Origin of the sequence: Streptomyces pinistramenti (assembly GCF_020564935.1) — a bacterium.
Lineage (GTDB): Bacteria > Actinomycetota > Actinomycetes > Streptomycetales > Streptomycetaceae > Streptomyces > Streptomyces pinistramenti.
Genome location: NZ_JAJCXB010000008.1, coordinates 108471 through 129633, shown reverse-complemented (window position 1 = coordinate 129633; position 21163 = coordinate 108471). Strand labels below are relative to the sequence as shown.

Annotated in this window: 21 protein-coding genes; 9 read left to right on the top strand and 12 right to left on the bottom strand. The window is 71.6% G+C overall.

Translation table 11 applies throughout. From position 1 onward, the window contains the following. Positions 1-2: 2 nt before the first annotated feature. Positions 3-1181, bottom strand: coding sequence for an epoxide hydrolase family protein (locus LIU39_RS08635; protein ID WP_227045992.1), 1179 nt, complete (start codon positions 1179-1181; stop codon positions 3-5). Positions 1182-1598: 417 nt separating this feature from the next. Here LIU39_RS08635 and LIU39_RS08630 point away from each other — a divergent pair, with 417 nt between their 5' ends. Together LIU39_RS08630 and LIU39_RS08625 are read left to right on the top strand one after the other, a co-directional pair. Next, on the top strand, positions 1599-2417 hold the full coding sequence (locus LIU39_RS08630; protein WP_227045991.1) for a hypothetical protein: 819 nt from the start codon (positions 1599-1601) through the stop codon (positions 2415-2417). A gap of 125 nt (positions 2418-2542) precedes the next feature. After that, entirely contained in the window at positions 2543-3415 is an 873-nt protein-coding gene (locus LIU39_RS08625) for a PaaX family transcriptional regulator (protein ID WP_227045990.1), read from the top strand. An 18-nt stretch (positions 3416-3433) separates the two neighbouring features. Here the strand turns inward: LIU39_RS08625 and LIU39_RS08620 are convergent, their stop codons facing one another. Continuing rightward, complete coding sequence (locus LIU39_RS08620; RefSeq protein ID WP_227045989.1) at positions 3434-3958, bottom strand: mycothiol transferase; 525 nt, start codon at positions 3956-3958, stop codon at positions 3434-3436. A 229-nt stretch (positions 3959-4187) separates the two neighbouring features. Between LIU39_RS08620 and LIU39_RS08615 the strand changes: the two genes are divergently transcribed. Then, positions 4188-5246 (top strand): right-handed parallel beta-helix repeat-containing protein, encoded by a 1059-nt coding sequence (locus tag LIU39_RS08615; RefSeq protein WP_227045988.1) that lies wholly within the window; start codon positions 4188-4190, stop codon positions 5244-5246. Positions 5247-5283: 37 nt separating this feature from the next. After that, positions 5284-6312: a methyltransferase gene (locus LIU39_RS08610; protein WP_227045987.1), complete on the top strand. Its 1029-nt coding sequence runs from the start codon at positions 5284-5286 to the stop codon at positions 6310-6312. Positions 6313-6396: 84 nt separating this feature from the next. Here the strand turns inward: LIU39_RS08610 and LIU39_RS08605 are convergent, their stop codons facing one another. The 7 genes from LIU39_RS08605 to LIU39_RS08575 all read right to left on the bottom strand — a co-directional run bounded on the left by LIU39_RS08605 (position 6397) and on the right by LIU39_RS08575 (position 11705). Then, positions 6397-6729 carry a TcmI family type II polyketide cyclase gene (locus LIU39_RS08605; protein WP_227045986.1) on the bottom strand — a complete coding sequence of 111 codons (333 nt, stop codon included), beginning with the start codon at positions 6727-6729 and terminating at the stop codon, positions 6397-6399. Positions 6730-6789: 60 nt separating this feature from the next. Continuing rightward, positions 6790-7269 (bottom strand): SRPBCC family protein, encoded by a 480-nt coding sequence (locus LIU39_RS08600; protein WP_227045985.1) that lies wholly within the window; start codon positions 7267-7269, stop codon positions 6790-6792. Between the two features lies 1 nt (position 7270). After that, positions 7271-7528 carry an acyl carrier protein gene (locus LIU39_RS08595; protein WP_227045984.1) on the bottom strand — a complete coding sequence of 86 codons (258 nt, stop codon included), beginning with the start codon at positions 7526-7528 and terminating at the stop codon, positions 7271-7273. Between the two features lie 15 nt (positions 7529-7543). Continuing rightward, positions 7544-8794, bottom strand: a complete 1251-nt coding sequence (locus LIU39_RS08590; RefSeq protein WP_227045983.1) for a ketosynthase chain-length factor — start codon at positions 8792-8794, stop codon at positions 7544-7546. 2 nt (positions 8795-8796) lie between these two features. Further along, positions 8797-10059: a beta-ketoacyl-[acyl-carrier-protein] synthase family protein gene (locus LIU39_RS08585; RefSeq protein WP_227045982.1), complete on the bottom strand. Its 1263-nt coding sequence runs from the start codon at positions 10057-10059 to the stop codon at positions 8797-8799. Then, positions 10056-10490 (bottom strand): cupin domain-containing protein, encoded by a 435-nt coding sequence (locus LIU39_RS08580; RefSeq protein WP_227045981.1) that lies wholly within the window; start codon positions 10488-10490, stop codon positions 10056-10058. Before LIU39_RS08580 ends, LIU39_RS08585 begins: the two co-directional genes overlap by 4 nt. Before the next feature lie 96 nt (positions 10491-10586). Further along, positions 10587-11705 carry a SchA/CurD-like domain-containing protein gene (locus LIU39_RS08575; protein ID WP_227045980.1) on the bottom strand — a complete coding sequence of 373 codons (1119 nt, stop codon included), beginning with the start codon at positions 11703-11705 and terminating at the stop codon, positions 10587-10589. Positions 11706-11952: 247 nt separating this feature from the next. On the opposite strand from LIU39_RS08575, the gene LIU39_RS08570 reads away from it, so the two are divergent. Next, positions 11953-13587 (top strand): FAD-dependent oxidoreductase, encoded by a 1635-nt coding sequence (locus LIU39_RS08570; protein ID WP_227045979.1) that lies wholly within the window; start codon positions 11953-11955, stop codon positions 13585-13587. A gap of 414 nt (positions 13588-14001) precedes the next feature. On the opposite strand, the gene LIU39_RS08565 is transcribed toward LIU39_RS08570, so the two are convergent. After that, positions 14002-15291 (bottom strand): hypothetical protein, encoded by a 1290-nt coding sequence (locus LIU39_RS08565; protein ID WP_227045978.1) that lies wholly within the window; start codon positions 15289-15291, stop codon positions 14002-14004. On the opposite strand from LIU39_RS08565, the gene LIU39_RS34860 reads away from it, so the two are divergent. Both LIU39_RS34860 and LIU39_RS08560 read left to right on the top strand, forming a co-directional pair. Further along, complete coding sequence (locus LIU39_RS34860; RefSeq protein ID WP_264482544.1) at positions 15286-15420, top strand: hypothetical protein; 135 nt, start codon at positions 15286-15288, stop codon at positions 15418-15420. The two genes, LIU39_RS08565 and LIU39_RS34860, sit on opposite strands and share 6 nt — an antisense overlap. A gap of 241 nt (positions 15421-15661) precedes the next feature. After that, positions 15662-16375, top strand: coding sequence for a class F sortase (locus LIU39_RS08560; RefSeq protein ID WP_372463827.1), 714 nt, complete (start codon positions 15662-15664; stop codon positions 16373-16375). Positions 16376-16391: 16 nt separating this feature from the next. Here the strand turns inward: LIU39_RS08560 and LIU39_RS08555 are convergent, their stop codons facing one another. Next, complete coding sequence (locus tag LIU39_RS08555; protein WP_227045977.1) at positions 16392-18794, bottom strand: glycoside hydrolase family 65 protein; 2403 nt, start codon at positions 18792-18794, stop codon at positions 16392-16394. Beyond that, positions 18794-19555, bottom strand: a complete 762-nt coding sequence (locus LIU39_RS08550) for an HAD family hydrolase (RefSeq protein WP_227045976.1) — start codon at positions 19553-19555, stop codon at positions 18794-18796. The genes LIU39_RS08555 and LIU39_RS08550 overlap by 1 nt, the downstream gene beginning before the upstream one ends. A 278-nt stretch (positions 19556-19833) precedes the next feature. On the opposite strand from LIU39_RS08550, the gene LIU39_RS08545 reads away from it, so the two are divergent. Together LIU39_RS08545 and LIU39_RS08540 are read left to right on the top strand one after the other, a co-directional pair. Continuing rightward, the gene (locus LIU39_RS08545; protein ID WP_227045975.1) at positions 19834-20289 is read left to right on the top strand and encodes a Crp/Fnr family transcriptional regulator; all 456 of its coding nucleotides are present in this window, start codon (positions 19834-19836) and stop codon (positions 20287-20289) included. A 149-nt stretch (positions 20290-20438) separates the two neighbouring features. Beyond that, complete coding sequence (locus LIU39_RS08540) at positions 20439-21146, top strand: response regulator (protein WP_227045974.1); 708 nt, start codon at positions 20439-20441, stop codon at positions 21144-21146. The last annotated feature ends 17 nt before the right edge of the window (positions 21147-21163 follow it).

The window sequence follows — 21163 nt, the reverse complement described above, 5'->3', positions numbered from 1 at the left end:
CCTCAGCCCTGCGCCGCCGTCCGGTAGGGCCGGAAGAACGCGCGCAGCTCTTCCGCGTACAGCTCGGGCTCCTCGAACGGCGCGAAGTGCCCGCCGCGCGCCGGCTCGGTCACGCGCACGACGTTCGCCGTACGGGCGAGCCAGGCCCGCGGCGGGCGGACGATGTCACCGGGGAACAGCGAGAAGCCGGACGGCACTTCGACCCGCCGGGCGTGCTGCGCGGCAGGGATCGCGGCGTTCGCGCGGTACATGCGCATCGACGAGCCGATCGTGCCCGTGAGCCAGTAGAGCGTGAGGTTCGTGAGGATCTCGTCCTTCGTGAAGCGCCGCTCGACGTCGCCGCCGCAGTCGCTCCACGCCCGGAGCTTCTCCACGATCCACGCGGCGAGACCGGCCGGCGAGTCGGTCAGCCCGAAGGCGGCGGTCTGGGGCTTCGTACGGTGCATGGCGGCGTAGGCGCCCTCGGTTCGGCCCCAGGCCGTGGCGGTGCCCTCCAGCCAGGCGCGCTCCTCGGGCGCGAGGTCCGCCCGATCGCCGAAGAAGACGGGCAGGCCGGCGTCCATGCGGTGGACGGCCACGACCCGGTCGGGATGGTCGAGCCCGAGGTAGCGGCTCACACTGCTGCCGATGTCCCCGCCCGCCGCGCCGAACCGCGGGTAGCCGAGGACGCCCATGAGCCGGGCCCACAGACCGGCGACGGCGATGGCGTCGAGGGGCGGTCCTGCCGGGCGGTCGGAATACCCGTAGCCCGGCATGTCGGGTACGACCACGTCGAACGCGTCGGCGGGGTCGGCTCCGTGCGCGCCGGGGTCGGTGAGGAGCGGGATGACCTTCGTGTAGCGCCAGAAGGAGTCCGGCCAGCCGTGGCTGAGGACAAGGGGCAGGACGGGCCCGGCAGGCGCGACGGCCCGCGCGTGCACGAAGTGGATCCCGAGGCCGCCGAGCGGAACGCGGAACCGGGGGAGCCGGGCGAGCGCCGCCTCCTGCGCCGGCCAGTCGAACCCGTCCGCCCAGTAGGCGACGAGCTCACGGAGGTAGGCGAGGTCGGTCCCGAACGACCACCCGGTGTCCTCGGGCGCGTCCGGCCAGCGCGTCGCACGCAGCCGCGCCCGGAGGTCTTCGAGCGCCGCGGGGTCGGCCTGCGGGGCGAACGGCTGGGGGCGGGGCCGGGCTTCCGTCATGGGAGGCATGCTAGGCCGTGCCGTCGAAGACCCTCCCCTGGACAACGAAGTGGCGGTGCGCTGCGGCCCGTTGCTGCGCGGCCCCGCAGGGGCCGGCGCGGGGGATGCCCGCGGGCCAACGGATGCGAAGCGCGGCGGGAGGCCGAGGAAGAGCACGGCCACCATGTCGAGCAGCAGGTCTGCCTTCGTGTCCGTCACGACTGCCCGTTCGGCCCTGGCCACGAGGGCAGGTGGGTGCCAGGCTCCTGCAGCGAACCATGAGCCACCCACCCGGGAGCCCCGATGCACGCGCAGCACCACTCCGAACGCTCCGCACCTTCCCCCGCCGGGCGCGCGCAGCCACGGTCCCGCGTGGCGCCCCTGGACGCTCGCGCTTCTCAAGTCCTCGACCTGCAGCGCGCGGCGGGGAACCGCGCCGTGACGCGGATGGTGAACCGGTCCCGTCCGCCCGTCGGCCGGCAGCCGGAGGCAGCGGTCCAGCGTGCGGTGGCAGGTGCGCTGGAAGGGCTGACGGAGGGGCAGCTCAGGGAGCTGCTGCCGAGCTATGGGGTCACGGACGACGGGGAGATCGACAAGGTCGTCGAGAAGTTCAGGAATGACGCCAAGCACCAGCACCTGCAGATTCGCTCCATCCCTCAGCTGCTGGAAAGGACTTCGAGGAGCACGTATCCGCGGTCCGAGGTCGAGGAAGAGGTCAAGGAGGACCTGTCCGGCCGTGCTCCCGCTCTTCAAGGGCGCCGGACCGTCACCTTGCACCGAGTGGACAACCGTGATCCCGAGACCGTCAGGAAGGCGGGCGGGCTGTTCGGCTGGGGCGTGGTGACGATCGAGCACGCGCGGCTGATCGCGGCCAACTGGCAGAAGATGGGCAGGCGCCAGCGGCTGGACTGGTCCCGGAACTGGAAGGCCCAGACCGCATCGAAGAGCGACGATCTTCCCTACGTGGCCACCGGCACCGAGGCACAGAAGGGCGGCTATGACTACACCGTCACCCTCCCCCTGCAATGGGAGGGGGAAGCCGGGACGGAGCCGGTCTCCGGTCCGCAACTGGGCGCGGATGCCTGGCCGTTGAGCCGGGCCACGGTCCTGGCCATCAAACTGGACGACGAGGTCATCCTCATCACCGGCATCCCCGCCAAGTACATCAAGAACCTCAATGCGCCGCCTGCCGTGCCGCCGAAACCGACACGGCTGAAGAACCCGGGCACACCCCAAAATCCCGGCTCGCACGGCTGACGCTGTGGGGGCCGCCCGGCGTCAGCGGCTGTCGCCCTTCCGGTCCGGCGGCCCCGGCCGCGCGCCCGCGAAGGCGGCCCCGGCGGAACGGCAGGCGGCCCCGGAGGCGTTGGTACGGTAACCGGATGACCAGCGAATTCGACGTCACCGGCGCCGAGGTGGCGGCGGAACTGCTGACCCGGGCCGTCACCCCGCGGCAGCTCATCGTCACCGTCTACGGCCTCTACTCGCGCCGGCAGGGCGGCTGGCTGTCCGTGGCCGCGCTGATCGCTCTGCTCGCGGGGCTCGGCATCGACGCGCAGGCCGTCCGCTCGGCCGTCCACCGTCTCAAGCGACGTGGCGTCCTCGACGCCACCCGCCAGGACGGCGCAGCGGGCTACGAACTGTCCGAAGAAGGTCTGACCATCCTCCGCGAGGGCGACGAGCGGATCTTCCGGCGCACCCGCGCCACCCTCGCCGACGGCTGGCTGCTCGCCGTCTTCTCCGTCCCCGAGTCCGAGCGCAACAAGCGCCACCAACTGCGCTCCCAGCTCACCCGGCTCGGCTTCGGCACGGTCTCGGCGGGCGTGTGGATCGCCCCCGCCCAGCTGTACGACGCGACCGCCGCCGTGCTGCGCCACCTCGGCCTCACCTCCTACGCCGACCTGCTGCGCTGCGACTACCTCGCCTTCGGCGACCTGTCCGGCAAGGTCCGCCGGTGGTGGGACTTCGCCCAGCTCGAACCGCTCTACGAGGACTTCCTCGCCGACCACGGCCCGGTACTCGCCCGCCTCGGCAGCACCTCACCCACGGCAGGCCCCGAAGCGTTCGCCGACTACGTACGCGCGCTGACCGACTGGCGGCGGCTGCCCTACCTGGACCCGGGACTGCCCGCCGAACTGCTGCCGGCGGACTGGGTCGGCATCCGCGCGGCCGACCTGTTCTTCGCCCTGCACGACGCGCTGGAGGCCCCCGCGCGCGAACACGTCGCCACGATGCTGGGCCTCACGGAGCGCTGACGGCGCGCGGCGCTCCCGTCACACCCGCCCGCGGTGCCCCAGCAGGCCCCGCACATACGCCGCCTGGCCCGCATGCTGAAGATCGTCGGCGATCACGCTGATCAGCCGGGTGCCCAGCGTGACCGGCGGATCCCAGGAGCTGTCGATGACCCGCTCCAGGTCCTTGACCTGCAAGGTCGCGACGTAGTCCACCGTGGTGTCGTGCACCGCCGCGTGGTAGCCGGTGAGCTGCCGCGCCGTCAGATCGCGGACCGCCGCCACGTCCTTGCGGGAGTGGCCGTATCCGGTGGAGCCGGCCGGGATGGGGAGGCCGAAGCGTTTGGCCCAGCCCTGCGCCGTCCAGACCTGTTCCGTGCCGGCCGCGTCGGCGAGGTGGTCGTCCTGGACGCGGGTGAGATGCCAGACGAGCCAGGCGATCGAATTGCCTTCGCCCGCACCCGGCCGCTCGGCCAGCTCTCCGGGACCGAGCCCGGTGACCACTTCCTCGACGACCTCCCGGATGCGGCCGAAGGCATCGACGAGCAGGTCCGTTCCGGCGCTCATGCGGACTCCTTCAGGGGGAGGACGGGACAGGTGGCCGCCCCGGGGCAGGCCGCCGCCGCGGGCCGTTCACGGGCGGCCCGTTCCATGATGGTCGGCCCCCGCGGCACGCACCACCGGGAGCGCCCTGACCGGCTTCCGCGGCCTGCCGGGAATACCGACGGGTGTACCGACTGTGGTCATCGGGTTACCACAGGTGGCGGGCGCCGTCGCCCGCCCATAACTTCGCCTCATGGTGAAACGACAGCTGAAATATGCAGGGTGCCTGGCAACGGTCCTGGTCACAGGACTGGCCACGGCCCCGCCGAGCCAGGCCGGCGACCAATACGAGGTCCACCCGGGTGAGTCGATCCAGAAGGCGGTGGACGCGGCGCAGCCGGGCGACACCATCGACATCGCGCCGGGTACGTACCGGGAGAGCGTGCGGATCGACAAGTCCGGCCTGACCCTGCGCGGCGCGGGGGAGCGGACCGTGATCCGTCCCCCGGGCTCCCGCACGGCGAACTCCTGCGGAAAGGAGGGCAACGGGATCTGCGTCCTGGGCACGGCGGGCCACCGCCTGCGGGACGTCGGCATCCACGCGCTGACCGTCTCCGGCTTCCACAAGAACGGCATCTGGGCCTCCGAAACCGACCGGCTGCGGGTGCGCGGGGTGACCGCCCGCGACAACGGCCAGTGGGGAATCGCCGAGCAGAAATCCACCCGCGGATCCTTCCTGGGCAACACCGCATCCGGCAACGGAGACGCGGGCATCTTCCTGGCCAACACGGTCGAGGGGGAAGGCGGCGCCCTCAACACCCACGGCGCGCACATCGACCACAACACCGTCACCGGCAACCGCATCGGCATCACCATCCGCCGCGCCCGCCACCTGAGCGTCGACGAGAACGAGGTGACCGGGAACTGCAGCGGCGTATTCATCGTCGGCGACGAATCCCTCCCGCGCGCCGGTGCGTTGACGGTCAACCGCAACGACGTCTCCGAGAACAACAAGTCCTGCCCCGCCACCAAGCGCCTGCCCGCACTCCAGGGCTCCGGCATCGTCCTCACCGGCGCCGAGGACACCCGCGTGGAGAAGAACCTCGTCCGCGACAACGTCGGCTCCTCCCCGCTGTCCGGCGGCATCGTCCTCTTCCACAGCTTCGTGAAGGTACTCAACGAACGCCATGTCCTGCAGGGCAACGTGGCGCTGGGCAACGAGCCCGCCGACCTCGCCAACCGCGACACCAGCAAGACCAACCGCTTCGAAGCCAACATCTGCAAGACCTCGCAGCCGGCCGGCCTGTGCTGACCACCGTGCCGATCCCGACCAGCAGAAACGAGACGGAATGATCACCGTGAGCCCCACACCGCAGCCGGCCATGAAGCTGCGGGAACTCGTCTTCGGAGCCGCGTGCGCCGCGGCCCTGCGCGCGGCCGCAAGGCTCGGCGTGGCCGACGCACTCGGAGACGCGCCCGCCACTTCGGAAGAACTCGCCGCCACACTGGAAATCGAAGCCCGGCCCCTGGAAAGGCTGTTGCGCGCCCTGTCCTGCTACGGAGTCTTCGAGGAGACCGACGAAGGGAAGTACGCCCACACCGACATGTCCCGGCTGCTGCGGGACGACGCACCCAACAGCCTGCGGTACATCTCCCTGTGGTGCACCGAACCGTGGACCTGGGACGCCTGGCCGATGCTCGACCAGGCCGTGCGGTCGGGCCGCAGCGTCTTCGACGACCTGTACGGCAAGGGCTTCTTCGAGTACCTGCACCAGGACGCACGCGACTCGGCCCAGGTCTTCGACCGGGCGATGACCACGTCGTCCAAGCAGTCGGCGCAGGACGTCGCCGGGCTCCTCGACCTCACCGGCGTCGCCACGGTCGTGGACATCGGCGGCGGCCAGGGTCACGTCCTGGCCGGCCTCCTGGAGAAGCACCCGGACCTCGAAGGGACGCTGCTCGACCTGCCCAACGTCGTCGCCAACGCCGACCCCCGGCTGCGCGACGGCGGCCCGCTCGCCGCACGGGCACGGATCCTGCCCGGCGACTGCCGCAGCGCCGTCCCGGTCCAGGCCGACCTCTACCTCATCAAGAACATTCTGGAATGGGACGACGAGAGCACCCGCAGAACGCTCCGCAACGTCGTCGACGCCGCGCGACCCGGCGCCCGGGTGGTGATCATCGAGAACCTCGTGGACGACAGCCCCTCCATGAAGTTCACCACTGCCATGGACCTGCTGCTGCTCCTGAACGTCGGAGGGGCGAAGCACTCCAAGGAGAGCCTGGTGCACCGGATGTCCGAAGCGGGCCTGGTCGTCCGGGACATCCTCCAGGTCAACCCGTACCTGCACGCCTTCGAGTGCACCGTTCCCGAGTAGCACGATCCGATTCCGCACCACGCAGCAGGCCGCCTGCCGGAGGAGTTCCCCGGCAGGCGGCCTGCTGCGTGCGGTCCTGGCCGGTCAGGGCCGGCCGTCACGCTCCCAGCGGTAGAACTGGTGGGCCATCGCGTCCTTCGGGCCCCGCCAGGTCTCCGGGTCGTACGGGCTGACGTAGGCGGACAGCTTGTCGCTGATGGCGCGGAACTCGGGATGTCCGGTCACCTTGGCGATCTCCGGGCCCGGCGGCTGTTCCGATTCGATGAGGTGCAGATACACGTCGCCGAACTGGAAGAGCGTCCGCCGGGTGACGCCGACCAGACTCGGCAGTTCCGTGCGGTCGGACGCGCTGAACACGTCGGCGATATCCGGAGCCGACTCCGGCGCCATACGGGCGACGATCAGAGCGTGGTGCATCGGGAGGGTTCCTTCCTTGCCGCCGGGGCGGCGGCGGTACGAACGGGGGCCTGGCGGGCGTCAGTTGGCGGTGACGGAAGCGGACCTCAGCTCACGGTCGCGCTGTTCGATCTTGTCCCGGATGAGTTCCATCTGGACGCGGGAGTTCCGGTTGATCATGTCGGTCATGCCCTGGTCGTCGACGGGAGCCTCCGGCTTCATCGCGAAGTCCTGCGTCCAGTGCATGGTCGTGCCGGTCTTGTTCCGCGAGTACGACCAGTGGATGTTCATGTGCGCGAACGGTCCGGTCTCCACGCGGCGGGCCCGGACGGTCAGCCCCTCGCGGTCGGTGACCCGCTCCGAGACCCAGCTCCAGACCGTTCCGTTGTTGTCCGGGTGCATCGTCAGCCGGAAGGTCGTCTTGTCGCCTTCCCGGGAGAGCACGTCCACCGACGCGTACTCGCTGAACAACTGCGGCCAGTTCTCCAGGTCGTTGGTCATGTCCCAGACGAGGTCGAGGGGCGCGTTGATGGTGATGGCGTTCTCCGTGTGGCCGGGCATGTCAGGCTCCTGTCGTCGAAACGGTGTTGATGAGGTCGAGGAAGTCGCGCGGTGTCCTGCAGCGCTCGGCGTCGTCCGGCACGGTCGCGCCGTAGCGGTTCTCCAGCTCACCCACGATGCCGAGGAGGCCGAGCGAGTCGAGACCGAAGTCGGCGAACGGCGTGTCCGGAAGGGCCGCCATCTGCTTCGGGTCGACGGTGAGGCCGGCCGCCGACTTCATCAGGGCGGCCAGCTCTTCGAGGGTCAGTCGTTCAGACATGAGCAGTTCTCCTTTTCACGAGGGGGTCCGGTCGCCCTGCCGCAGCACGAGCGCCGCGTTCGAGCCCATCAGGCCCCGGCTCAGTACGAGCGCCGTGCGCAACGCGGCGGGGCGGGCCCTGCCGGTCACCACATCGAGGTCGTGGCAGACATCGACGACGTTCGGGGTGGGCGGCACGACGCCGTGCTCCAGGGAGAGCACCGCGGCCGCCGTGTCCAGGACAGGGGCGCCGCAGTACGCGCGCCCGATGCCGGTCTTGGGTGCGGTGACCGGAACCCGCGACGCGTGCCCGCCCAGCGCGTCCGCCAGCGCCAGCGCCTCGGCGCGGTCGGCCGTCGGCACGCCCAGCGCGTCGGCGAACACCACGTCGATCTCCTCCGGGGCGCACCGCGCGTCCTTCAGCGCCCCCCGGATCGCCTGCGCGAGACCCGCCCGGGACTCCGCCCACCGGGACGGCCCGGTGAACGTCGCCGCGTGGCCTGCCACCACCGCGCGGATCTGCGCGCCCCGCGCGAGTGCCTTCCCCTCCTCCTCGACCACCAGCATGGCCCCGCCCTCGGCAGGCACGAAGCCGCAGGCACTCTGGGTGAACGGGCGGTAGGCGCGCGCCGGTTCCTCGACGCCGCTGAGATCCTCGTACCCCAGCTGGCAGACGATCGAGTACGGGGCGAGCGGCGCCTCGGCGGCACCCACGACCATGGCATCGGTGCCGCGCCGGATCGTGCGGGCCGCCTGCGCGAGCGCGTCCAGGCCCCCCGCCTCGTCGCTCGCCACCACCCCGCACGGGCCCTTGAAGCCGCCGCGGATGGAGATCTGCCCGGTGCTCGCCGCGTAGAACCACGCGATGGACTGGTACGGGCCGACGTGCCGGGATCCCTTTCCCCACAGCCGCTGGAGCTCCCGCTGCCCGAACTCGCCGCCGCCGGATCCGGCGGCGGTCATCACCCCGACCGCGTACGGCGAACGGTCCTCGTCCGTCGCACCCAGCCGCGCGTCGTCCAGCGCGAGGTTGGCCGCAGCCATGGCGAAGTGCGTGAACCGGTCCGTCTGCACGAGGAAGCGCTCCTCGATCAGCGCCGTCGGATCAAAGTCACGGACCTCGCCCGCCACCTTCAGCGGCAGCTGCTCGCAGCCCTCGCGGGTGACCCGTTCCAGGACGCTGATCCCTTCCCTGGTCGCCTTCCAGAAGGCGTCGGCGCTCACCCCGTTGGGGGCCACCACACCCATGCCCGTGATGACGCAACGGCGTTCTTGCCCAGAGCTCATCTCTACCTCCCACCCGGTTGGCTCAGGACCACGGCGGACTGGAAGCCGCCGAACCCGCTGCCGACCGAGAGCACGGACCGCAGCTTCACCGCACGGGCGGTCCGCGGCACGTAGTCCAGGTCGCACTCCGGGTCAGGGGTCTCGTAGTTGGCGGTCGGCGGTACGACCTGATGGGTCAGGGCCAGGACGGACGCCACGATCTCGATCGCGCCTATCGCACCCAGCGAGTGGCCCACCATCGACTTGATGGAACTCATCGGCACCTTGTAGGCGCGGGCGCCCAGCGACCGCTTGACCGCCGCGGTCTCGTGCCGGTCGTTCTGCTTGGTGCCCGAACCGTGCGCGTTGACGTAGTCGACGTGCGAACTGTCCAGCCGGGCATGGCCGAGCGCGTGATTGATCGCCTCGGCCATCTCCAGGCCCTCCTGGGTGAGACCCGTCATGTGGTACGCGTTGCCGAAGGTGGCGTAGCCGCGGATCTCGCAGTGCACGGTGGCGCCGCGGGCACGGGCGTGCTCCAGCTCCTCCAGCACGAGGACGGCGCCGCCCTCGCCCATGACGAACCCGTCGCGGTGCGCGTCGAACGGCCGGGAGGCGTGCGCGGGGTCGTCGTTGTTCGCCGACGTCGCCTTGATCGCGTCGAAGCACGCCACCGTGATCGGGGAGATCGGCGAGTCCGAAGCGCCGGCGATGCACACATCGACCCGGCCCTCCTCGATGGAGTGGAACGCGTACCCGATCGCGTCGAGCCCGGAGGTGCAGCCCGTCGAAACGGTCTGCACCGGGCCCTGCGCCCCGATCTCCTCCGCCACGGCCGAGGCCAGTGAGCTGGGGGAGAAGGCCCGGTGCAGGTGGCGGCCGGCCGGCCGGTGGTCCACATCCCACCGCGCCCCGGAACCGCTGACGGCGACGTAGTCGTTCTCCAGGCGCGTGGTGCCGCCGACCGCGGTGCCCAGGGACACCCCGACCCGCCACGGATCCTCCGTACCGGGATCCAGGCCCGCGTCCCGCAGCGCCTCGCCGGCCGCCACCAACGCGAACTGGATGTACCGGTCCGAGCGCGCGACCTGTTCCTCGCTCAGCCCGTGGGCCGCCGGGTCGAAGTCGCACTCCGCGGCGATCCGCGAGCGGAAGCCCGTCGGATCGAAGAGGGTGATGCCCCGGGTCGCCGTACGCCCGGCGGTCAGCAGGTCCCAGAACGCGGGAACCCCCACACCGCCCGGAGCGACAATGCCGATCCCGGTCACCGCGATACGGCGGGTCATGACACCGGCTCCGCTCGTTCGGGTGGGGCCGCAGGCGAGACGGCATCCGCGCCCTCGGTGTCCACGTGGCCCAGCTCCGGGCGCGGCGCCAGCGGGCCGAGGTGGAAGACCATCCGGGCCTCGACGTCCCCGACATTACGGAAGCGGTGCCGCATCCGGATGGGGATCAGCAGCCCCTGGTCGGGCCGGATCGGGTGCGGCTCACCGTCGAGGTCCACCTCCAGGGCGCCGCTGACGACGTAGACGAACTCCTCGGAGTACGGGTGGTAGTGCTCGCCGATCTGCTCGCCCGGCTGCACCAGGGCCATGCCCATGAAGCCGCTCGTGGCGCCCACCGCGCTGGGTGTCAGCATCGCGCGCAGGTCACCTCCGCGGCGCCGGTTGGGCTGCGTCTCGCTGAGGTCCACGATGCGTGGGCGGTGCGTGGTCATGACTGATTCCTCCAGGTACGTGGTGCCGACGGTGTGGGGAGCCGCGGGGGCCGGACGGGCGGTGCGCAGAGCCCGCCGGCCGCCGCGGAAGGCCGCTCAGGACTGCGGTGCCCGGCGGTCGGTGATGAGGTCCATGTCGGACCGCGCAAGGAAGTGCGCAAGGTCCCGGTCGGTCGACAGACCGCCGGCCTCGTCGGTGTCCAGCAGCCGCCGCAGCACGTCCGCCTTGCGGTTGCCGTGCACACCGAGCACCAGCGCCGGGTCGCTCTCCAGCGGAACCCGCACGTCGATGAGGCGGACGACGATGTCGTCGCGCTGGAAGACGGTGCTGCCGCTGATCGGACTCGCCGGATCGTCGGCCGCCAGCTCGTCCTGCTGCGCCAGCAGCCGGGCCAGCGCCATCCCGCAGCCTTCCTTGGCCGGATAGAACAGCGCGTGCCGCCGGACGTCCGCCGACTCCTGCCCGCCGGCCGCCACATGGTGCACGGCGGGCAGCGCGGCCCGGGTGAAGAACACCCGCGCGGAGTTCGCGTCGTTGAGGTCCCGGTCCTGCTCCAGGTACGGGTTGATCGCCTCCTCGACCTCCCTGACCTCGGGCTGCTGGGCGACGTGCCGCAGCGCCGCAACCAGGTCGCCCTGCACCTCGACCGCCCGCACGACGCGGTTCTTGTGCATGAAGAGCGAGGTGCGCACCAGCCGGGTGCTGTCGTCTACCCGGGCCTCCGGCGAGGTGTATCCGGCGAGGATCTCCGCGACCTGCTCCTCACTGCCCGGCTTCACGGTGAAGGTCAGGGCGTGCCGTACCACGCCGTCACCGACGCGGGGGGAGGACTGGAGGCGGCCCTTGAGGGGCTCGGAGGCGAGCGCCGCGGTGTTCGAGGTCTCCCGCAGGACGCTGAAGCGCAGCGAGCGGGTGTCCCGTACACAACTGTGCAGCGGCTGCACCATCTTGACGTGCTCTTCGCTGTTGACCCAGGCGAGGAACGGCGGTGCGCTCTCCCACTCGCTGGTGATGAGCCACTGCGACGGGTTCTCGATGGACTGGCACAGCTGGTCGGTGAGGTGTCCTGGCACCGAAGCCACCTGGTTGCGCAGGTGCTCGTACGCTTCGAGGAAGCGCTGCTGGGCGCCGTCGTGGAGGTCCAGCAGCAAGACGACCCGAAGGCGTGAGCCGTCGAAGGCGGATTGGGATATTCGTTCCGACAGCGTTGTCATCGTCTACGCAACTTCCTCGGGGCGGGAACAGATTCGGTGGCGGGCCGTCAGACCCTGGTGCACTGCGGGCGCCAGGCCCGGCGAGTGCCGACGGCCCCCGCTCCGCGTGTGGCCGTCCTGTTGATCGTCGCCGTCCCCGAGAAGCCGCGCGAGATCTGTGAGCCAAGCGGGTGAAGCATGATCGAATAGCCCGCCATCAGGGGAAACTCCAGCTCCGTACGCGCCGCCGCTGGAGCTGGAGCACGCAATGAAGACAACGGTCGAGAACAGGGTTCCGGTAGTCATCGTCGGCGGATCCCTGGTGGGTCTGTCGGCGTCACTTTTCCTGGGACGCCTGGGAGTCGGGCACGTCCTGGTCGAGAAGCACTCCGACACCTCACGGCACCCCCGCGGCCGGGGCAACAACGTCCGCACGATGGAGCTGTTCCGCGCCGCCGGAGTCGAACGCCGCATCCGCGAGGCCGCCTCCGTCCTGGCCGACAACCACGGCATTCTGCAAGCCGGCTCCCTCACCGGCGACGACCAGGAATGGCTGTTCAGAGAAATGGATCCGGGGGGCGGGCTGGCCCGCTTCAGCCCGGCCGGCTGGTGTCTGTGCAGCCAGAACGACCTGGAGCCCGTCCTGCTGCGCGCCGCCCGCGAACAGGGCGGCGACCTGCGTTTCTCCACCGAGCTGCTCTCCTTCGACCAGGACCGCGACGGGGTGAGTGCCCTGACGAAGAACCGGGAGACCGGCGAGCACACCACGTTGCACGCGGACTACCTCATCGCCGCCGACGGCCCGCGGAGCCCCGTCAGGGAACGCCTCGGCATCGGACAGACCGGGCCGGGCGACCTGTTCCACAACGTCAGCATCACCTTCCGGGCGCCGGGCCTCGCCGAAGCGGTCGGCGACCGCCGCTTCATCGCCTGCTACCTGACCAACCCCGAGGCCGACGGCGCGCTCCTGCCCGTCGACAACCGCGAGCACTGGGTCTTCCACGCACCCTGGCACCCCGAGCGCGGCGAGACCCTGGAGGACTTCACCGACCAGCGGTGCGTACGCCACATCCGCGAGGCAACCGGCGTACCGGGCCTGGCTGTTGAGATCACCGGAAAGGCGCCCTGGCACGCGGCGGAGCGGGTCGCCGAACGCTACGTGGACGGCCGGGTCTTCCTCGCCGGCGACTCCGCCCACGAAATGTCGCCCACCGGCGCCTTCGGCTCCAACACCGGCATCCAGGACGCCCACAACCTCGCCTGGAAGCTCGCCGCCGTCCTGGACGGCTCGGCAGGCCCCGGCCTGCTGCAGAGCTACGAAGCGGAACGGCAGCCCGTCGCCCGCGAAACCAGCGCCCGCGCGTCGGCCCGCTCGGCCGAACACAGCCACCCGGGATACGACGCGGCCCCCGGCACCGGCGGCGGCCGGCAGAAGGGCGTCCTCACCGTCGCCCTCGGCTACGCCTACCCCCGCGGCGCGGTCATCGACCCGCCCGCCGACCTGCCGGTCGTCCCCGCCCGGATGCAGCTGACCGGAGCCCCCGGCACCAGAGCCCCGCACCTGTGGCTGCGCTCCGCCACGTCCCGCTGCTCCACCCTGGACCTCTACGAACGGTCCTTCGTCCTGCTCACCGGATCCGGCGGCGCCGCCTGGCGCGCCGCCGCGGACCGCGCCGCCGCGATGTGCCCGGGGCGGCTGGTCTCCTACGCCGTGGGGACCGGCCCGCACGACGACCTGGCCCCCGAGGAAGGCGCCGACTGGGCGAAGGCCCACGGCACCACACCCGAGGGCGCGGTCCTGGTGCGCCCGGACGGATTCGTGGCCTGGCGCTCCCCGGGGCGCGTGGGCGACCCGGAGGCAGTACTCCGCGACGTCCTGCGGCGGGTCCTCTGCCAGGACTGAACCACCCCCGCCTCTGGCGGTCCCGTGCCACCCGGACCATGACGCAGCGCCCGCAGCGACTCCACGCAGGAGCCCCGGCGGGCGCTGTGGCGTTCCGGAGGAGAGGGGAGGAGGGGAGGAGGGGAGGAGGGGTATGTGGTGGGCGGAGTCAACCTCCCTGTATGCGTGGGGAATGGTTGATGTGGGATGGCCAACTCGTTTAATTGCCAGCCGAATTGATGCTCATCGATTTCGCCGTGTGAGGAATTGGCGGTCCCCGCAAGGTAATTGATACGGGGGTGATGGGTTCTCCCCGAGGGTGGACACCGGTAGGCGGGTGGAGGACGGTCGGCGGCCTCCGGCCGGCGGGGCGGGGGCGGGTGGCAACGCGGTGTGTAGGCACGGGGAGCGGTCCGAACGGGCCGTGCGGCCGGATTACCCCATCGAGATGACGTGGCTGAACCGCAGCGCGCCGTCCAATGGGTGATTAACGGGGGCTATACCACTCGTTGAGCCCACGATGTACCCCGAATGCCGATCTCTCCGGTGGTGCGGAGTCGCATTTCGGATGACGGTGATCACGTCGCACTGCGATCCGATGAGCCGACGACCTGTCTGCGCTCGCAGCAACGACGCGAAAGGAAACAAGTCTCCATGCGCACTTCCCGCACCCTGTTTGCTTCCGCCGCCATTACGGCGGTCCTCGCCATCACCACACCCGCCGCCTACGCGCTGTCCATCAGCGGTGACGGACACGACGGAGGCTCCTACAGCCACAGCAGCGACCGCGGCAACGGCGACCGTGACAACGGTGGCCGCGACAACGGTGACCGTCACGGCGACCACGACGAGCGCGGCCGTCACGGCGACCACGACAAGGGCGGCCGCGGTGAGCACGGCCGCCACGGTGACAACGACCGTGGTGACAACGGCCGTGGCGACAACGACCGTGGCGACAACGACCGCGGTGGCCGCCCGCACGGCGGCGTGCACACCGGCGGTGGCGCCCTCGCCAAGATCATGGGCGACGAGGGACGCGACAACGGTGGCCGCGACAATGGCGGTCGTGACAACGGTGGCCGTGACAACGGCGGCCGCGGTGAGAACGGCCGTCACGGCGACCACGACAAGGGTGGCCGCGGTGAGCACGGCCGCCACGGTGACAACGACCGCGGTGACAACGACCGTGGCGACAACGACCGCGGCGGTCGGCCGCACGGTGGCGTGCACACCGGCGGTGGCGCCCTTGCCATGCTGATGGGCGACGAGGGACGCGACAACGGCGGTCGTGACAATGGCGGTCGTGACAACGGTGGGCGTGACAACGGTGGCCGCGGTGAGAACGGCCGTCACGGCGACCACGACAAGGGTGGCCGCGGTGAGCACGGCCGCCACGGTGACAACGACCGTGGTGACAACGGCCGTGGCGACAACGACCGTGGCGACAACGACCGCGGTGGCCGCCCGCACGGTGGCATGCACACCGGTGGCGGCGCCCTCGCCGGCGTCGTCTTGGGCGACTGGGGCCAGGGCGGCGAGCGCGGTGGCGAGCGTGGCGGTGAGCGCGGTGGCGAGCGTGGCGGCGACCGCGGCGGTGACCGTGGTGGCGAGCGCGGCGGTGACCGTGGTGGCGAGCGCGGCGGTGAGCGCGGTGGCGAGCACGGTGGTGACCGTGGTGGCGCGCGCGGCGGTGAGCACGGTGGCCGCCCGCACGGTGGCATGCACACCGGTGGGGGCGCCATGGCGCTCTCCGGCGGCGGCATGGCGGCCGGCTCGGTCCTGCTGATCGGTGGCCTCGGCGCCGGCGCGTACATGCTGCGCCGTCGCAACGCGTCGGGTGCCACTACGGCCTGACGCCCTCCAGCGTAGATCGCTGTGCTGTCGCGGCCACCGTCCTCCCAGGCGGTGGCCGCGGCGATTGCGTTTCCCCGCGTCCGGGGTGCGGCGAACACCCCGGGTGGACGGTCCCGTACGACGCGCCCCGCCCCTGGCGGGTCACCGCCCGCCCCACCCGGCCCGCTACCGCGTGCAGCCGCCCGCGCCCCCGGCAGCCGGCCCCGATCAGCTGACACCTTGTGGAAGAAAGGCACCGCACATGGCTCCCGTGGCTCCCCAGAAGCAGCAGCCCTCGTCGAAACCGCGTCAGACCGGCACCGCCCCCCGCCCCTTCGCCCGCGCCCTGATGTGGCCGGCGCTGGCGGCGGGGATGGGAGCCCTGCTGGTCTTCAACTCCTTCGACACCTCGGCGGACTCCAAGCCTCCGGTGCCCCCGGCGGCCGTCGCCCCCGTGGCCCCGAGCCTGTTCGCACCCACCACCGCTCCCAAGACGGAGCTGGCGCTGTCCCGTTCGGCCCCGAAGCGGCTCTCGATTCCGGAGATCGGCGTCGACGCGCCGTTCACGGCGCTGGGTCTCGGCCCGAAGGGACAGCTGAACGCGCCGCCACCCAACGACAGCAACCTCGTCGGCTGGTTCAAGGGCGGTGCCACACCGGGCGAGCGGGGCGCGTCGATCGTCGCGGGCCATGTCGACACCAAGACCGGCCCCGCCGTCTTCCTCCAGCTCGACCAGCTCAAGCCGGGCAGCACCGCCGACATCACCCGGCAGGACGGTTCCGTCGCGACCTTCACGGTCGACTCCGTCGAGACCTTCAGCAAGGCCAACTTCCCCGATGACCGGGTCTACGCCGACACCCCCACCCCGCAGCTGCGGCTGATCACCTGCGGTGGCGCCTACGACAGGGCGGCCAAGGACTACGTCGACAACGTGGTCGTCTTCGCCCACCTGACCGCGATGAAGAAGACCCCCTGAGCGCACCCGGCCCGGCTCAGCCGTCCGGCAGGTCGAGCCGCCGGGTGGTCCCGGGCGCGACGGTGAACGTGCGGCCGCCGAGCCGCACGTTCACCGCCGTGTTGTCGGGGTCGGGTACGGAAACCGTCAACTCACCTGCGTGGAACCGCAGTTCGACGTCTCCGTGCACCCGGAAACGGAGGCGCACCCGGAACGTCGACAGCTCGGGGAGCGGCGCCGGATCGAGCCACAGGGCGTGGTCGCGGGTCTCCAGGCCGGTCATGCCGCGCTGCACGAAGTCGAGGGTGCCGGCCATCGCTCCCAGATGGATGCCCTCGGCCGTGGTGCCGCCCTGGACGTCCGCCACGTCGCCGGTCAGCGCCTCCTCGCAGTACGACCACGCCTCGGCGCGCCGTACCCGCGCCAGCACCCACGCGTGGACCAGCGCGCTGAGCGTCGAGCCGTGGCTGGTGCGGTGCAGGTAGTAGTCGACGGTGGTGCGCCAGATGTCGTCGTCGAAGGCGTACCTCAACTGGCGGAAGACTCCGGAGAGTTCGTCCGGCGGGAGGAGGTAGCCGAGCATCAGCACGTCGGCCTGCTTGGACGCCTGGTAGCCGTTGACCGAGTCGCCCTCCGCCTCCAGGATCCGGTCCAGCCGCCGGATGTCGCCGTAGCGCTTCCGGTAGCCCGCCCAGTCGAGTTCGGCGAGATCCGCGTAGCCGTCGAACTGGCTGATGATGCCCCGGTGGTGCGGCACATGGAGCCGGTGGGCGACGTCGTCCCAGCGCTCCCGCTCGGCCGGCGTCAGCTGGAGTTGTTCGAACAGCAGGCCGCGCCGCGCCTCGGGCAGGTCACGGCACAGCTCCAGGGCCCGCATCAGCACCCAGGCCGCCGTCACGTTCGTGTACGCGTTGTCATCCACCCCCGGCTCCGCGGCCCCCGGATACCCGTCGTGATATTCGTCGGGACCGACCACCCCGCGGATGCGGTACCGGTCACGGGCGGGATCCCACTGCGCCCGCGTCGCCCAGAAACGGGCGATCTGCAGCAGCATCTCGGCGCCCTGGTGGTGCAGGAACTCCGTGTCGCCCGCCGCGCGGCAGTAGCGCCACACGTTGTACGCCACCGCCGAGCCGACGTGGTGCTGGAGGTGGGAATGGTCGGGCAGCCAGCGACCGGACCGCGGGTTCAGATGGAAGCGCTGGGTCTGCTCACTGCCGTCGCTGCCGCTCTGCCACGGGTACATCGCCCCCGCCCCGCCCGAGTCCTGCGCCGCCTGGCAGGCCGCGGGCAGCCGGCGGTAGCGGTAGCCGAGGAGTGCCCGCGAGACCTCCGGGAAGTGCAGGTTCACGAAGGGGAGTACGAACAGCTCGTCCCAGAACACGTGCCCCCGGTACGCCTCGCCGTGCAGACCCCTGGCCGGCACCCCGACGTCGAGATCCGCGGTGTGCGGCGAGAGGGTCTGCAGCACGTGGAAGAGGTGCAGCCGCAGGATCCGGCCCGCCTTGCCCGGCACATCGATCTTCACCCGCTGCCACAGCTGCTCCCAGGCACGGTGGTGCAGCTCCAGCAGCCGCGGGAACTCCGGGGCGCGCAGCGCGCCGTCGATCGCGGCCCGCAGCGGATTGCCGATGGCCGGGTCACGGGAGGTGTAGAGCGCGACGGTCTTGCCGACGACCGCGGTGCGGCCCGGCCGCACGGCCGGTGTCACCGTACGGGACACGTGCTGCGGGCCGACCGCCGTCCGCGCCGTGCCGTCCTCCTCGGGCGACGTGGTGATCCGCGCGGCCAGTGCGATGCGGATGTCGGAGTCGCGGGTGCGGCAGCGCAGCCACAGGGTGTCGTCGCGTGCGGTGCCGGTTTCCGTATCCGTGAGGTGACGGTTGGCCAGTTCGCTGTAGCGCGCGACACCGTCGTTGCGGACGTCCCCGTCGATCCCGGCTTCCACCTCCACGGTGCCGGACCACCCTTCGGGTGTGAACGCCGTGCGCAGCGCGGCCAGATGAGGGTCGCCCATGTGCACCAGGCGGCACTGCTCGACGCGCAGCCGGCGGCCCTCCGCGTCCTGGTAGACCGACCACCGGGTCAGGGTGCCGTGCCGCAGGTCCAGGCTCTGGCGGTGCTGCGTCAGCTGCGGATGGTCGGGGGAGAGCCAGGGGCCCGGAGCCGCGCCTTCGGGGCACATCCGGTAGCGCACCGGCAGCCAGTTGGGCAGATTGACCATGTCCTCGTTCTCGACCTGACGGCCGGCGACGGTCGAGACCAGCCGGTTGTAGCAGCCGGCGGCGTAGGTGCCGGGAGCGTGCGCAGGACCCGGCGGTGACTCGGAGGCCGCGCCGCGCGTCATGAAGTAGCCGTTGCCCAGCGCGCACAGCGACTCGCGCAGCCGCTCCGCCGCCGGATCGTAACCCTCGTACGACCAGGACCAGCCGCCCGGCATCAGCCGCCCCCGGAGACCAGCAGTTCGCCCGGGTCGGTCACGACGACATCGGCGCCGCTGCGGCGCAGGCCCGCGGCGCCGACGCGGTCGGCGGTCCGGTCCACGCCCACCACCAGGCCGAAGCCGCCGCGCCTGCCGGCCTCGACGCCGGCCAGCGCGTCCTCCACCACCGCGGTGTCAGCGGGCTGCGGGCCGAGGCGCCGGGCCGCCTCCAGGAAGAGCGCCGGATCCGGCTTGCCGGGAAGGCTCAGCCGTCGCGCCTCCTTGCCGTCCACCACCGTCCGGAACAGGCCGAGGACATCGGCGGTGGACAGCAGCTCGGTCGCATGGCGGGAAGCCGAGACGGCGGCGCACGGCACGCCCTCGCTCCGCAGGACGTGCAGCAGGCGCACCGTGCCGGGCAGGGCATCGATGCCCTGCGTGCGCAGCGCCGAGGTGAACAGCTCCTCCTTGCGGGCGGCGACCGCCCACACGGTGTCCGGGCCGGGGGCGTCGGAGGGATCGCCGGGTGGCAGACGGATCCCGCGGGAGGCCAGGAACGCGGCCGCGCCGTCCTCCCGCGTGCGGCCGTCGACATACCGCAGGTAGTCGTCCACCGGGTCGAAGGGCCGCTGCCCGCCGGCGGCGGCCAGCGCGGCGTCGAACGCGACCTGCCAGGCGGCCGCGTGTACCCGGGCGGAGTCGGTGATGACCCCGTCGGTGTCGAAGACCACGGCCCGCACGGATTGCAGACACGCGGCCAGGGACGGCGTGGCGGCCATGGCCGGATCCCTTCATCAGGGGCTGCCTCCCATGGCATCACGACTCGCGGCAACCGGCGCGTCGCCGGGGGAGGCGGAGCGGTCCGGGCGGCACGGTACGGGCGGCCTGCCGGGCGGGGTCTGCTGTCGTGGACGGGCCCATCCGGAGCATTCCGGCAAAACTGTACATATCGTCAAGACCGGCGCCGGAGTGCAACCGTCGGCCCGACCCGATGGCGTGGCCGCCCCGATGGCCGCGGCCGGTCCGTCGGCCGTCCCGGACGGAGGATGAGGAGCCCATGATCGGAAGCTTGATCGACGCGATGCCCGCCGGGACACAGGAGCGGCTGGCCGAGACGGCGCACGAGGTGACCCTGCCGCGTGGCACCCGGCTCTTCGAAGAGGGCCTCAGGGCGGACCGCTTCTGGGTCATCCGCAGCGGCCAGGTCGCCCTCGACCTGCACGTTCCCGGGCGTCGCGCGCTGGTCGTCGAGAGGCTAGGACAGGGCGAACTGGTCGGCTGGTCCTGGCTGTTCCCGCCGAGCATCTGGCACCTGGGCGGGGAGGCCGTCCTCCCGGTGCAGGCGGAGGAATTCGATGCCGCGCACGTCCGCGCGCTCTGCGACGCCGACCCCGTGCTCGGCCGCGCCGTGTACCGCTACGTCGCCGAGACCGTCGCCGACCGGCTGCACCGCACCCGGGCCCGCCTGCTGGACCTCTACGGGCCGCAGGGCAGCGGAGCCGACGAGGACTGAACGCGGTGACGGGAGCCGAGGGGGCCGGGAGCGCGGGCGCGTGCCGGGCGGGGCCCGTTCGGCCCTGGCACGCCCGCGGGAGCGCGGGCGACGATGAAGGCGGACAGGGGATGAAGGCGGACGAGTGTGATCACCGTGCGGAGGGCACCATGGGCGACGCAGGCGCATTCTCACCGCAGAGGCCGATCCGGGTGTTCCTGCTCGACGACCATGAAGTGGTCCGGCGCGGTGTGCAGGACCTCCTGGACGCGGAGCCCGACATCGCGGTGGTCGGCGACGCCGGCACCGCGGATCACGCACTGGCCCGAGGCCCCGCCCTGCGCCCGGACATCGCCGTGCTGGACGTACGGCTGCCGGACGGCGACGGGATCAGCGTCTGCCGGGAGCTGCGCTCGCGGATGCCGGGGCTCGCCTGCCTGATGCTCACCTCCTTCGATGACGACGAGGCGCTGCTGGACGCGATCATGGCGGGCGCGGCCGGCTACGTACTCAAGGAGATCAAGGGATCGGACCTGGTCGCAGCGGTGCGCACGGTGGCGTCCGGCCGTTCCATGCTCGACCCGGCGACCACGTCACGGCTGATGAACAGCCTGCGCGGCGAGGGCCCCGAGGCCGGCCCGGAGACGGACGTACTGTCCGCGCTGTCGCCGCGCGAGCGGGAGATCCTCGACCTGATCGGTGAGGGACTGACCAACCGCGAGATCGGCAAGCGGCTCTACCTGTCCGAGAAAACCGTCAAGAACCACATCTCCCGGCTGCTGGCGAAGCTCGGTGTGGAGCGCCGGATCCAGGCGGCGGTCCTCGCCACCCAGGTGGCCCCGCCCGCCGTGACCGAGGGCGGCCCGCACCGGATGTGACGCCGCGGGGGCGGTCT